Genomic DNA, 12,710 nt, shown 5'->3' with positions numbered 1-12,710 from the left:
CTTTGAGTACGGGACCCGGAGCAGACTCCGCCCCCGGACACAACCCCGACGACACCCCCGTCCGCACACCACCCCGCCCCGGCGAACGCAACGGGACCTTCTCGTCGCTCGCCATCCGCAACTACCGGCTGTTCTTCAGCGGCGCCATCGTCTCCAACACGGGCACCTGGATGGCCCGCATCACCCAGGACTGGCTGGTGCTCAGCCTCACCGGCTCGGCCACCGCCGTCGGCATCACCACCGCGCTCCAGTTCCTGCCCATGCTGCTGTTCGGCCTCTACGGCGGCGTCATCGCGGACCGGTACCCCAAGCGGCAGCTGCTGCTGCTCACCCAGAGCGCGCTCGGCCTGTGCGGGCTCGCCCTGGCCGCCCTCACCCTCTCCGGGCACGTCCAGGTCTGGCACGTCTACCTGGTCGCCTTCCTGCTCGGCCTGGTGACCGTCGTCGACAACCCGACCCGCCAGTCCTTCGTCTCCGAGATGGTCGGCCCCGAGCAGCTCCGCAACGCCGTCAGCCTCAACTCGGCCAACTTCCAGTCGGCCCGCCTCGTCGGCCCCGCCGTCGCCGGTCTGCTCATCGCCTCCGTCGGCAGCGGCTGGGCGTTCCTGATCAACGGCCTGTCCTTCCTCGCGCCGATCACCGCGAACCTGCTCATGCGCCAGGCCGAGCTGCACAGGACGGAGCGCGCGCCGCGCGGCAAGGGCCAGCTCCGCGAGGGCCTGCGCTATGTGGCCGGACGCCCGGAGCTGGTCTGGCCGATCGCGCTCGTCGGGTTCGTCGGCACGTTCGGCTTCAACTTCCCGATCTGGCTCACCGCGTTCGCGGACGGCGTCTTCCACGTGGGCCCAGGGACGTACGGGTTCCTCAACACGCTCATGGCGATCGGCTCCCTCATCGGCGCGCTGCTCGCCGCCCGGCGCGGCACGTCCCGGCTGCGGATGCTGGTCGGCGCCGGCCTGGTCTTCGGCCTGCTGGAGATCACCGCCGCCCTGTCGCCCTCCTTCTGGCTGTTCGCGGCGGCTCTGGTGCCGATCGGCATGGTCGGCCTGACCGTGAACGTCACGGCCAACTCGTTCGTCCAGCTCGCCACCGACCCCGTGATGCGGGGCCGGGTCATGAGCCTCTACATGATGGTGTTCGTCGGCGGTACGCCGCTGGGCGCGCCCCTGCTGGGCTGGATCACCGACACCTACGGCGCGAGGGCCGGCTTCGCGGCGGGCGGCGCGGTGTCGCTGGCCGCGGCGGCGGTGATCGGGGTGATCCTGGCGCGGGCGAGGGGGGTACGGCTCCGCGAGGACTGGCGACGGCTTTCGGCTCGTCCGTTCCTTGCGGGCGGACACCGTCCGGGCCCGGCGACGGGAGCCCGCCCGGACACCCACCGACGTGGCGGGTTCACGGCGGCCCCGAGAGCCGCCCGCGTGCCAGACTCGGGAGCATGAGGCTCTTCGCTGCCGTACTGCCGCCGCAGCCCGTGCTCGACGAACTGGCCCTGACCGTCGAGGAGTTGCGCGCGATGCCCGGCGCCGACAGGCTCCGCTGGACCGGCCGCCCCGGCTGGCACTACACACTCGCGTTCATGGGCGAGGTGGACGAGGAGCTGCTGCCCGGCCTGGAGGAGCGGCTGGCCCGGGGCGCGCGCCGCACCGAGCCGTTCCCGCTGCGGGTCCACGGGGGAGGGCGGTTCGGGCGCCGCGCGCTGTGGGCGGGGGCGGCGGGCGGGCTGGACGACATGCGGCTGCTGGCCGAGCGCACGGACGCGGCGGCCCGCCACGCGGGCGTCCCGATGGACGAGCACCGCCGCTACCAGGCCCATCTCACGCTGGCCCGCAGCCGTACGGACGCGGACCTGCGGCCGTACGTGGTGGAACTGGAGCGGTTCAAGAGCCACCGGTGGGAGGTGCGCGAGCTGACGCTGATCCGCAGCAACCTCCCCACCTCCGGAGAGCCGGGCGACCGCCCCCGCTACGAGACGGTCGCCACCTGGCCCCTGGGCACCGGCCGAGCCGGCTGAACCCACCGGCCGGGGGCCCGGGGGCCGGCCCACCGGGAAGCACAGTAACCTCGACGCGTGGACCCGAAGACCCGTAACCGGATCATGGCCGGTGTGCTCGTGCTGATGTTCGCGATCATCGCGTTGGCGTCGGCCCTGGGCTGACCGCGCGGCCGCCGCCCGTCACCAGGCGAAGGCCTCCGGCGAGGGCCCGGGCCCCGGGAAGATCACGTCCAGCTCCTCCAGCAGCTCGTCGCCCAGCTCCAGCCCGGCCGCCCGCAGCGCGGAGTCGAGCTGCTCGGCGGTGCGCGGCCCGGTGATCGGCCCCGTCACCCCGGGCCGGGTGAGCAGCCAGGCCAGCGCCACCTCGCCGGGTGCGAGTCCGTGCTTGTCGACGAGTTCCTCGTACGCCTGGATCCTCCCGCGCAGGACGGGGTCGGCCAGCGCCTTCGCGACCTGTCCGGTCCGCGAGCGCTCCCCGCCGCCGCCCTCCCTCTCCTTGCGGAGGACGCCACCGAGCAGTCCGCCGCCCAGCGGCGACCAGGGGATGATCCCCAGCCCGTAGTCCCGGGCGGCCGGGATGACCTCCATCTCGGCGCGCCGCTCGGCCAGGTTGTAGAGGCACTGCTCGCTGACCAGTCCGACCATGCCGCGCCGCGCGGCGGTCTCGTTCGCCTGGGCGATCTTGTAGCCGGGGAAGTTGCTGGAAGCCGCGTAGAGGATCTTGCCCTGCCGGATCAGGACGTCGACCGCCTGCCAGATCTCCTCGAACGGGGTGTCCCGGTCGATGTGGTGGAACTGGTAGACGTCGATGTGGTCGGTGTTCAGCCGTCGGAGGCTGGCCTCGACGGCGCGGCGTATGCTGAGCGCCGACAGCCGGTCGTGGTTGGGCCAGGTCTCGGCGGAGCGGTGCATCGAGCCGTACACCTTGGTGGCGAGGACGACCTTGTCCCGCCGCTCCGCGCCCCGCGCGAACCAGGAGCCGATGATCTCCTCCGTACGGCCCTTGTTCTCGCCCCATCCGTAGACGTTGGCGGTGTCGAAGACGTTGACGCCCGCGTCGAGCGCGGCGTCCATGATGGCGTGGCTCCCGGCCTCGTCCGTCTGAGGGCCGAAGTTCATCGTGCCGAGGACCAGTCGGCTGACCTTGAGTCCGGTACGTCCGAGCTGCGTGTACTCCATGGCGGACAAGCCAACGTGTTGAAGTCCGCTCAAGGCAAGGGCGCCTGGGCCGGGGCCCTCATCGGCCGCCCGTGGCGACGACTGGCCACGGGCGGCCGGGCCGGTCAGCCGGCGAGGGCGGCGAGACCCCGTTGGAGATCCTCGAGGTTCATACAGGGCTGGACGGTGATCTCGGCGCCGAAGCTCTGGAACAGCGGCTCGCAGACGACGGGGATCCGGGACGAGTCGTCCATGTCGAAGACGATCGTGCAGGCGCGCTTCCCCCGGTCCGCGGTGAAGTACACGGCCTCCGGCTTCATCTGGTCCAGCACCTTCTTCATCTCGCCCTGGACCTGGCCGGCCTTGATCATGTCGTTCGCCGTCCCGGTGTCCATCGTGGCGCGCAGCATCATGCGCATCGGTCCGCTCCCTGTGTCTGTGAGGTGGTGGGGGCTGTCCCAGACTCAGCGCGGTCGGCGCGTCCCGCCACCCGGCTCGGCCATCACGGTGCAGTCGCGCACGGGCGGACGAACCCCGCACCCTCCCCGCTTTCGTCCCCGGCCCGTCCGTGCATGCGGGCGGACATCCCGTACGGCCCCCACAACGCCCGAGGGCGGTGACCCGGGGAAACCGGGGCCACCGCCCTCGACGTACGGCGCTCGGCCACGTCAGCCGACGCGCTCGGCCACCTTCGCCGGCTCCCAGCACTCGACGTTCGTCAGACCCGGCACCCGGTCCCGCGTGAACCTCGGGTCCAGGCCCGCGCGACGCTGCTGCTGGTAGTCGTCCAGCAGCCGGAAGGCGATGACCGACAGCGGGACGATCGCCGCCAGGTTCACCAGGGCCATGAAGCCCATGAACACGTCCGCCAGGTTCCAGACCACGCTCACCGTGCCGAGCGCGCCCAGGAAGACCGTCGCCAGGACCAGCACCCGGTACACGGGCAGCACCCAGCCCTTGCGGTCCTCGCCGGTCATGAACTCGATGTTCGACTCGCCGTAGTAGTAGTTACCGATCAGCGTCGAGAAGCACAGCATGAAGACGACCGCCGTCAGGACGTGGCCCGCCCAGCCGCCCAGCGTGGACTGGAGCGCGGACTGCGTCAGGTCGGCGCCCTGACGGCCGGCCAGCGCCGGGTTCGTCGTCAGGATGATGAACGCGGTCATCGTGCAGATCAGCATCGTGTCGAAGAACACGCCCAGCGACTGGACCAGGCCCTGCTTGACCGGGTGGGAGACCTCGGCCGTCGCGCCGGCGTTGGGCGCCGAGCCCAGACCGGCCTCGTTCGAGAACATGCCACGCCGGATACCGTTCTGGATCGCCGCGCCGACCGCACCGCCCGCGACCTCACGGAAGCCGAACGCGCCCCCGACGATGTCCGCGACGACCCGCGGGATGTCGCTGACGTTCATCACGACCACCACGGCGCCCAGCACCAGGTAGACGACCGCCATGACCGGGACCAGCACCTGGGTGACCGACGCGATCCGGCGGATACCGCCGAAGATCACCAGGCCCAGCAGCAGCGCCACGCCGGCACCGAGCGCCGGGGCGAACCAGGACGCGTCCGCCGTGTCGCCCAGCGAGCCGCCGGCCACCGCGATGATCGTGTTGGACTGCACGGCGTTGAAGACGAAGCCGAACGTCACCGTGATCGTCACCGCGAACAGGAAGCCCAGCCACGGCTTCCCCAGCGCGCGCTGCATGTAGTACGCGGGGCCGCCCCGGTACGTACCGTCCTTGTCACGTGTCTTGTACAGCTGCGCCAGCGTCGACTCGACGAACGCGGAGGCGGCGCCGACCAGCGCCATCACCCACATCCAGAACACCGCGCCCGCGCCGCCCAGCGTGATCGCGCCCGCGACACCCGCGATGTTGCCGGTGCCGACCCGGGCCGCCGCCGACACCGTGAACGCGCCGAAGGACGAGACCGGCTTCCGGCCGCCCTCCGCGCTCGGGGCGGGCTCCTTCACCACCCGGAACATCTCGGGCAGGAGACGAAGCTGCACACCCTTGGACCGCAGCGTGAACCAGAGGCCCGCGAGCACGACGACAGGGATGAGCAGATACGTCCAGAAGACGTCGTTGACGTCCACGATCAGGGAGTCGAGCGCTTCCACGGGCATCCTTGTGAGGGGGGCTACGGGGGGCAAAGAAGGCCAAAGGGCATGGGTGACCCAGGGCCCGGGACATCTTCACATACGGCGGTCAACCAGGCATTACGTAAAAAGTCACACCTGCGTGGCCGCGCGGCCCCCCGGGCACGCCCGAGGGCGGCACCCCCTGGGAGGAGGGGTGCCGCCCTCGGTTCAAGTGGACCGGTTCCGGTCCCCCGTACGAACGTACGGAGGGACGGATCAGAAGTCCATGTCGCCGCCGGGCATGCCGCCCGGGGCTCCGGCCTTCTCCTTCTCCGGCTTGTCCGCGATGACGGCCTCGGTGGTGAGGAACAGCGCGGCGATCGACGCGGCGTTCTGCAGCGCGGAGCGGGTCACCTTCGCCGGGTCGATGATGCCCTCGGCGATCAGGTCGACGTACTCGCCGGACGCGGCGTTCAGGCCGTGACCCGGGGTGAGGTTGCGGACCTTCTCCACCACGACGCCGCCTTCGAGGCCGGCGTTCACGGCGATCTGGGTCAGCGGGGCGGCCAGGGCCTTGCGGACGATCTCGGCGCCCGTGGCCTCGTCGCCGTCCAGCTCCAGCTTCTCGAAGACGCTGCCGGCCTGCAGCAGGGCCACGCCACCACCGGCGACGATGCCCTCCTCGACGGCGGCCTTGGCGTTGCGCACCGCGTCCTCGATGCGGTGCTTGCGCTCCTTCAGCTCGACCTCGGTGGCGGCACCGGCCTTGATGACGGCCACGCCGCCGGCCAGCTTCGCCAGGCGCTCCTGGAGCTTCTCGCGGTCGTAGTCCGAGTCGGAGTTCTCGATCTCGGCGCGGATCTGGTTGACGCGGCCCTGGACCTGCTCGCTGTCACCGGCACCGTCGACGATCGTGGTCTCGTCCTTGGTGATGACGACCTTGCGGGCGCGGCCCAGCAGGTCGAGACCGGCGCTCTCCAGCTTGAGGCCGACCTCCTCGGAGATGACCTGGCCGCCGGTGAGGATGGCGATGTCGCCCAGCATGGCCTTGCGGCGGTCGCCGAAGCCCGGGGCCTTGACGGCGACGGACTTGAAGGTGCCGCGGATCTTGTTGACGACCAGCGTGGACAGGGCCTCGCCCTCGACGTCCTCGGCGATGATCAGCAGCGGCTTGCCGGACTGCATGACCTTCTCCAGCAGCGGAAGGAGGTCCTTCACCGCGGAGATCTTGGAGTTGACGATGAGGATGTAGGGGTCCTCCAGGACCGCCTCCATGCGCTCCATGTCGGTCGCGAAGTACGCCGAGATGTAGCCCTTGTCGAAGCGCATGCCCTCGGTGAGCTCAAGCTCCAGACCGAAGGTGTTGCTCTCCTCGACGGTGATGACGCCTTCCTTGCCGACCTTGTCCATCGCCTCGGCGATCAGCTCGCCGATCTGCGTGTCGGCGGCGGAGATGGACGCGGTGGAGGCGATCTGCTCCTTGGTCTCGACGTCCTTGGCCTGCTCGAGCAGGGCACCGGAGACGGCCTCGACGGCGCGCTCGATGCCGCGCTTCAGGGCCATCGGGTTGGCACCGGCGGCGACGTTGCGGAGACCCTCGCGGACCAGCGCCTGGGCGAGGACGGTCGCGGTGGTCGTACCGTCGCCGGCGACGTCGTCCGTCTTCTTGGCGACCTCCTTGACCAGCTCGGCGCCGATCTTCTCGTACGGGTCCTCGAGCTCGATCTCCTTGGCGATGGAGACGCCGTCGTTGGTGATCGTGGGGGCGCCCCACTTCTTCTCGAGGACGACGTTGCGACCCTTGGGGCCAAGGGTGACCTTGACGGCGTCGGCGAGCTGGTTCATCCCGCGCTCGAGACCGCGCCGTGCCTCCTCGTCGAACGCGATGATCTTGGCCATGTGAAGTGGTCCTCCCAGGACGATGGGGGTCCCCCCTGCTCGAACGAAGCTGAGAGCTCGGGGGAGGATTGCTTCCGGACCGCGCTGGCGCCCGCGACGGACGGCCTGCGTGCCGTGTGGTTCCTTGCCCCACCCGGCCTGCGGGCCTCACCGACGAGGTCCTTCGTTGTCACTCTCACTCGCAGAGTGCTAACGCCAATGATTAGCACTCGCCCTAGGAGAGTGCAAGCGCCTTGGGCTGTGCCGGGCCCCGCCCGGACACGCTCCGGGGGAGCCGGGGCGCGGCCCCGGGCACGCGAAGGGCCCGGCTCCCTGGTCGGGGAGCCGGGCCCTTCATGAGGTTCCGGTTGGCCGAAACGCGTCGCGGTCAGGCCGTGAGTTTGACCATGTCCGCCTGAGGGCCCTTCTGGCCCTGCGAGATCTCGAACTCGACCCGCTGCCCCTCCTCAAGGGTGCGGTAGCCATCCATCTGGATCGCGCTGTAGTGCACGAATACATCCGCACCACCGTCGACCGCGATGAAGCCGTATCCCTTCTCCGCGTTGAACCACTTGACGGTGCCCTGAGCCATGCCTAACTCCCCTATTACTGGCCCTTGCACAGGACCGCACTTCGCGGACCCGGGTCAGACCTCGCTCACCGACAGGAGTGAGCGTGCGCCGGAACGCGTCGACCGCGGCTGAATGTATCTGCCCAACTGCCCTCTGCAACAGGTCATTCGGACGAGAAATCCGAGCACTCGTGATCGGAAAAAGTGGCCGAAAGGGCTACAACCCCGGGCAAGTCGGGCCGGGCAAACCGCGCAAAAGCCGCATCATGTGACGGCATTTTGGCTACATCTTGTCGTGGCCGGGCGCATTCTCATATGCGGGCGGCACACGCGGCGGCAGGGACTTCCCCAACTGTACCGCGCCTAACCATGCAGAATTGCCCCCTCCGCTTTCCCGGAGGGGGCAATCCGAAGGGGCTCCGGGGCTCAGCAGCCGCCTGCGACGGCCGGGATGATGGAGACGCCCGCGCCGTCCGGCGTCGCCGTGGCGAGGCCGCCCTCGAAGCGCACGTCGTCGTCGTTGACGTAGACGTTCACGAAGCGGCGCAGCTGCCCCTGGTCGTCGAGGACGCGCGCGGAGATCCCCGGATGGCTCTGCTCCAGGGACTGGATGACCTCCGCGAGGGTGGCGCCCTCCGCCGGGACCTCGGCCTTGCCGTCGGTGTAGGTGCGGAGGATGGTGGGGATGCGGACGTTCACGCTCATGCTGTTCGGGTCTCCCGGGGTGTGGTGGCGGTGGGCCGGCGGGCGAGGCCGGTCAGTGGGCGAGGCCTGCGTCGCGGAAGGCGTCCAGGCTCGGGCGGATCGTGGCGGTCGGCCCGGTGGTCGGGGAGACCGCGTCCAGGGTCTTGAGACCGTCGCCGGTGTTGAGGACGACCGTGGTGAGCGCCGGGTCCAGCAGACCGTTCTCGATGAGCTTCTTCGTCACGCCGACGGTCACGCCGCCCGCGGTCTCCGCGAAGACGCCCTCGGTGCGGGCCAGCAGCTTGATGGCGTCGACGACCTGCTCGTCCGTCACGTCCTCCACGGCGCCGCCGGTGCGGCGGGCGATGTCCAGGACGTACGGGCCGTCGGCCGGGTTGCCGATGGCCAGCGACTTGGCGATGGTGTTCGGCTTCTGGGGCCGGACGACGTCGTGACCGGCCTTGAAGGCCGCCGACACCGGGGAGCAGCCCTCCGCCTGGGCGCCGAAGATCTTGTACGGCCTGTCCTCGACCAGGCCCAGCCTGATCAGCTCCTGGAGCCCCTTGTCGATCTTCGTGAGCTGGGAGCCGGAGGCGATCGGGACGACGATCTGGTCCGGGAGCCGCCAGCCGAGCTGCTCGCAGATCTCGTACGCGAGGGTCTTGGAGCCCTCGGCGTAGTACGGCCGCAGGTTGACGTTGACGAAGCCCCAGCCCTCACCGAGCGGATCCCCGATGAGCTCCGAGCAGAAGCGGTTGACGTCGTCGTAGTTGCCCTCGATGCCGACGAGCTCGCCGCCGTAGACCGCGGCCATGACGACCTTGCCCTGCTCCAGGTCGTGCGGGATGAACACGCAGGACCGGAGGCCCGCGCGGGCGGCGGCGGCGCCGACCGCGCCCGCCAGGTTGCCGGTGGAGGAGCAGGAGAGGGTCGTGAAGCCGAAGGCACGGGCGGCCTCCAGGGCCTGGGCGACGACCCGGTCCTTGAAGCTGTGGGTGGGGTTGCCCGAGTCGTCCTTGACGAACAGCTCACCGGTGACGCCCAGTTCGCGGGCGAGGTTGTCGGCCTTGACCAGCTTGGTCCAGCCGGGGTTGAGGTTCGGCTTGTCCGCGACGTCGGCGGGGACGGGGAGCAGCGGGGCGTACCGCCAGATGCTGGCGGGGCCCGCCTCGATGCGCTTGCGAAGTTCCTCGGGGTCGTGGCCGCCGAAGTCGTAGGCGATCTCCAGCGGGCCGAAACACTGCTCACAGGCGAAGACCGGGCCGAGCGGGAAGCGCTCGCCGCACTCGCGGCAGGAGAGGCCGGCGGCGGGTCCGAGGTCGACGGGGGCGGCGGCACCGGAGGTGCTGGTGGTGGGTGCGGTGGTCTGCACAGCCATGGGAGGCGAGGCCCTTTCTCCTCATCTTTCTCACTGACGCGTGTCGCCATGAGACGGATTTGGCACCTTCCCTAGCCGGGGCCCCGCGTGATGTGGGTGCCGACTGGAGGGTTGCCGGGGCTTCATCGGGCCGTATCCCTCTGCCCCTCTGGATGAGCGGTGTGAAGTTGTCGGCGCGGGGCGGAAACCGGGAGACCCGGCATGCGGCCGTCCTGCGCGTTGTTCAAGACTGTAACCGACGGGGCGGAGGTCTGAGACAGGCGTCCGAACCGCGAGATGGATCGCGGACACCGACATACGACCGACTTCTGAGGAGTGGCGCGGGTGCTGGACGAGGTGGAGCGCTGGCTGGAACGGCGGTCCTGGAGCGTGGCCGACCGGCCGACCGGCCGGCTGCTCGCCGCGAAGCAGGCGCACGGGACCACGGTCAGCGTGGTGCTCCCCGCGCTGAACGAGGAGGCGACGGTCGGGGAGATCGTCGCGGTGATCCGCCGCGAGCTGATGGCCGACGGCGGTCCGGAGGCGGTGCCGCTGGTGGACGAGCTGGTGGTGGTCGACTCGGGCTCGACGGACCGTACGGCGGAGGTGGCGCGGTCGGCGGGCGCCCGGGTGGTGGCGCGGGACGACATCCTGCCCCGGATACCGGCCGTGCCGGGCAAGGGCGAGGTGCTGTGGCGGTCGCTGCTGGTGACCGGCGGGGACGTGGTGGCCTTCGTGGACGCGGACCTGCGGGAGTTCTCGGCCGACTTCGTGACCGGGATCGTCGGCCCGCTGCTCACGGACCCGGACGTGGAGTTCGTGAAGGCGACGTACGACCGCCCGCTGGCCACCGAGTCCGGTGCGCCCGCCTCCGGCAGGGCGGCGGGGCAGGGCGGGCGGGTGACGGAGCTGGTGGCGCGCCCGCTGCTGAACCTGCACTGGCCGCAGCTCGCGGGCTTCGTCCAGCCGCTGGGCGGCGAGTACGCGGCCCGCCGTTCGCTGCTGGAGCGCCTGCCCTTCCCGGTGGGGTACGGGGTGGAGCTGGGCCTGCTGGTGGACGCGCTGCACCTGGTGGGGCTGGACGCGCTGGCGCAGGTGGATGTCGGGGTGCGGCTGCACCGGCACCAGGACGACCGGGCGCTGGGCCGGATGGCGGCGGCGATCTACCGGACGGCGCAGGCGCGGCTGGCGCGGGGCCATCTCGTGCGGCCCCGGCTGACGCAGTTCGAGCGGGACGCGTCGGGGTTCGTCCCGAGCACACACGCGGTGGACACGGAGGAGCGCCCGCCGATGCGCGAGGTGGCGGAGTACACGCGCAGGCGGCGCGTGGCGTGACCCGCGGCGGGTGGGGTACCGCGGTGAGCGGAGGCCGCGGCTTGTTTCCGCACGTTTGAGCGTTTCCGCTCGCGGCTAGGTTCGCCTACATGGCTTCCGAGACGGCTTCCGAGATTCTCGTGGCATCGAACCGCGGCCCGGTCAGCTACGCACTGGGCGAGGACGGCTCACTGGAGGCGCGGCGGGGCGGCGGCGGCCTGGTGTCGGGCCTGTCGGCCATCGGGCCGGACGCGGGCGCGGTGTGGGTGTGCGCGGCGCTGGGCGAGGGCGACCGGGAGGCGGTCCGGCGGGGCGCCGGGGAGCCGGGCGTCCGGATGCTGGACATCCCGTCCGAGGTGCAGGACGCGGCCTACAACGGGATCGCGAACTCGGTGCTGTGGTTCCTGCACCACATGCTGTGGCAGACGCCGCTGGAGCCGGTCTTCGACACGGGGTTCCGGCAGCGGTGGGAGGCGTACCGCGCGTACAACCGCGCGTTCGCGCGGGCACTGGCGGCGGAGGCGGCGCCGGGCGCGGCGGTGCTGATCCAGGACTACCACCTGGCGCTGGCCCCGGGCATGCTGCGGGAACTGCGTCAGGACCTGCGGATCGGACACTTCTCGCACACGCCGTGGGCGCCGCCGGAGTACTTCCGGGTGCTTCCGGACGACGTGGCGGAGGAGCTGGTGTGGGGGATGCTCGGGGCGGACCAGCTGGGCTTCCTGACACAGCGCTGGGCGACCGCGTTCTCGCGCTGCGCGGCCGTGGACCCCGAGCGGATCATCCCGATGATGCCGAACCCTGCCCGAGGTTCGTGGATCGAGCACAGCCCCACCGGCCGACAGCCGTTCCGCCGGACCTGGATCGGCGTGCACGGCCTCGGCGCGGACGCCGAGTTCCTGCGGGCACGTTCGCACGAACCGGACGTCGAGGAGCGGATGGCCGCCCTCCGGACGGAGATCGGGACGGCGCCCGGGGGCGGTCCCCGCAAAACGATCGTCCGGGTGGACCGCACGGAACTGTCGAAGAACATCGTCCGGGGCCTGCTGGCCTACCGGACGCTGCTGGAGGACCGCCCCGAGTGGCGGGAGCGGGTCGTCCACCTCGCCTTCGCGTACCCGTCGCGGCAGGACCTGGAGGTGTACCGCGCGTACACGGCGGAGGCCTACCGACTGGCGGAGGAGATCAACGCGGAGTACGGCACGGAGGACTGGACCCCGGTCGTCCTGCATGTGAAGGACGACTTCGCCCGCTCCCTGGCGGCGTACCGCCTGGCGGACGTGGCGCTGGTCAACCCCATCCGGGACGGCATGAACCTGGTCGCCAAGGAGGTCCCCGTGGTCTCCGACGCGGGCTGCGCGCTGGTGCTGTCACGGGAGGCGGGGGCTTACGAGGAACTGGGCGGGGACGCGGTCGTGGTGAACCCGTACGACGTGACGGGCACGGCCCGGGCGCTGCACGAGGCCCTGACGATGCCGGACGCCGAGCGCGCCGACCGCTCCAAGCGGCTGGCCGCGGCGGGAACGGCGCTGCCGCCGCAGCGGTGGTTCCTGGAGCAGCTGGAGGCACTGCGGGCGATGGGTGCCTGAAGCCCGGACACCCTTTCGGGCGACCCTCACCAGGACGGCGGGCAGCCTGATGCAGGCTGGTGCTACGCCTGTCCTGCTAACTGCT

General features: G+C 70.9%; 11 protein-coding genes and 1 riboswitch. Of the genes, 4 read left to right on the top strand and 7 right to left on the bottom strand.

From position 1 onward, the window contains the following. The first annotated feature begins 2 nt into the window (after positions 1-2). Positions 3-1,439, top strand: a complete 1,437-nt coding sequence (locus I3F58_RS03580; protein ID WP_240106682.1) for an MFS transporter — start codon at positions 3-5, stop codon at positions 1,437-1,439. Beyond that, positions 1,436-2,011, top strand: a complete 576-nt coding sequence (thpR, locus tag I3F58_RS03575) for an RNA 2',3'-cyclic phosphodiesterase (protein ID WP_240106681.1) — start codon at positions 1,436-1,438, stop codon at positions 2,009-2,011. Before I3F58_RS03580 ends, thpR begins: the two co-directional genes overlap by 4 nt. Before the next feature lie 162 nt (positions 2,012-2,173). Here thpR and I3F58_RS03570 read toward each other — a convergent pair whose 3' ends face one another. From I3F58_RS03570 to thrC, 7 genes are all read right to left on the bottom strand, one after another. After that, positions 2,174-3,172 (bottom strand): aldo/keto reductase, encoded by a 999-nt coding sequence (locus tag I3F58_RS03570; protein WP_240106680.1) that lies wholly within the window; start codon positions 3,170-3,172, stop codon positions 2,174-2,176. 104 nt (positions 3,173-3,276) lie between these two features. Continuing rightward, positions 3,277-3,570: a DUF3303 family protein gene (locus I3F58_RS03565; protein ID WP_240106679.1), complete on the bottom strand. Its 294-nt coding sequence runs from the start codon at positions 3,568-3,570 to the stop codon at positions 3,277-3,279. 249 nt (positions 3,571-3,819) lie between these two features. Beyond that, complete coding sequence (locus I3F58_RS03560) at positions 3,820-5,271, bottom strand: sodium:alanine symporter family protein (protein WP_240106678.1); 1,452 nt, start codon at positions 5,269-5,271, stop codon at positions 3,820-3,822. A gap of 237 nt (positions 5,272-5,508) precedes the next feature. Then, positions 5,509-7,131, bottom strand: a complete 1,623-nt coding sequence (groL, locus tag I3F58_RS03555) for a chaperonin GroEL (protein ID WP_240106677.1) — start codon at positions 7,129-7,131, stop codon at positions 5,509-5,511. Positions 7,132-7,498: 367 nt separating this feature from the next. Next, positions 7,499-7,702, bottom strand: coding sequence for a cold-shock protein (locus tag I3F58_RS03550; RefSeq protein WP_003953467.1), 204 nt, complete (start codon positions 7,700-7,702; stop codon positions 7,499-7,501). A gap of 405 nt (positions 7,703-8,107) precedes the next feature. Next, positions 8,108-8,386: a MoaD/ThiS family protein gene (locus I3F58_RS03545; RefSeq protein WP_240106676.1), complete on the bottom strand. Its 279-nt coding sequence runs from the start codon at positions 8,384-8,386 to the stop codon at positions 8,108-8,110. A gap of 52 nt (positions 8,387-8,438) precedes the next feature. After that, positions 8,439-9,743 (bottom strand): threonine synthase, encoded by a 1,305-nt coding sequence (gene thrC / locus I3F58_RS03540; protein ID WP_240106675.1) that lies wholly within the window; start codon positions 9,741-9,743, stop codon positions 8,439-8,441. A gap of 18 nt (positions 9,744-9,761) precedes the next feature. Continuing rightward, positions 9,762-9,902, bottom strand: a riboswitch (SAM riboswitch). A 165-nt stretch (positions 9,903-10,067) separates the two neighbouring features. Here thrC and I3F58_RS03535 point away from each other — a divergent pair. Together I3F58_RS03535 and I3F58_RS03530 are read left to right on the top strand one after the other, a co-directional pair. Beyond that, positions 10,068-11,057 (top strand): glucosyl-3-phosphoglycerate synthase, encoded by a 990-nt coding sequence (locus tag I3F58_RS03535; protein WP_240106674.1) that lies wholly within the window; start codon positions 10,068-10,070, stop codon positions 11,055-11,057. A gap of 89 nt (positions 11,058-11,146) precedes the next feature. After that, positions 11,147-12,625 (top strand): trehalose-6-phosphate synthase, encoded by a 1,479-nt coding sequence (locus I3F58_RS03530; RefSeq protein WP_240106673.1) that lies wholly within the window; start codon positions 11,147-11,149, stop codon positions 12,623-12,625. Positions 12,626-12,710 lie beyond the last annotated feature (85 nt).

The sequence above is a fragment of the Streptomyces sp. MUM 203J genome (assembly GCF_022414595.1).
Taxonomy (GTDB): domain Bacteria; phylum Actinomycetota; class Actinomycetes; order Streptomycetales; family Streptomycetaceae; genus Streptomyces.
The sequence above is the reverse complement of the archived record's forward strand: the minus strand, read 5'-3'. Positions and strand labels throughout refer to the sequence as shown.

Coding starts and splice junctions, on each gene's coding strand:
- I3F58_RS03530 (WP_240106673.1), top strand. CDS start 11,147: ATGGCTTCCGAGACGGCTTCCGAGATTCTCGTGGCATCGAACCGCGGC.
- I3F58_RS03565 (WP_240106679.1), bottom strand. CDS start 3,570: ATGCGCATGATGCTGCGCGCCACGATGGACACCGGGACGGCGAACGAC.
- I3F58_RS03550 (WP_003953467.1), bottom strand. CDS start 7,702: ATGGCTCAGGGCACCGTCAAGTGGTTCAACGCGGAGAAGGGATACGGC.
- thrC (WP_240106675.1), bottom strand. CDS start 9,743: ATGGCTGTGCAGACCACCGCACCCACCACCAGCACCTCCGGTGCCGCC.
- I3F58_RS03570 (WP_240106680.1), bottom strand. CDS start 3,172: ATGGAGTACACGCAGCTCGGACGTACCGGACTCAAGGTCAGCCGACTG.
- groL (WP_240106677.1), bottom strand. CDS start 7,131: ATGGCCAAGATCATCGCGTTCGACGAGGAGGCACGGCGCGGTCTCGAG.
- I3F58_RS03545 (WP_240106676.1), bottom strand. CDS start 8,386: ATGAGCGTGAACGTCCGCATCCCCACCATCCTCCGCACCTACACCGAC.
- thpR (WP_240106681.1), top strand. CDS start 1,436: ATGAGGCTCTTCGCTGCCGTACTGCCGCCGCAGCCCGTGCTCGACGAA.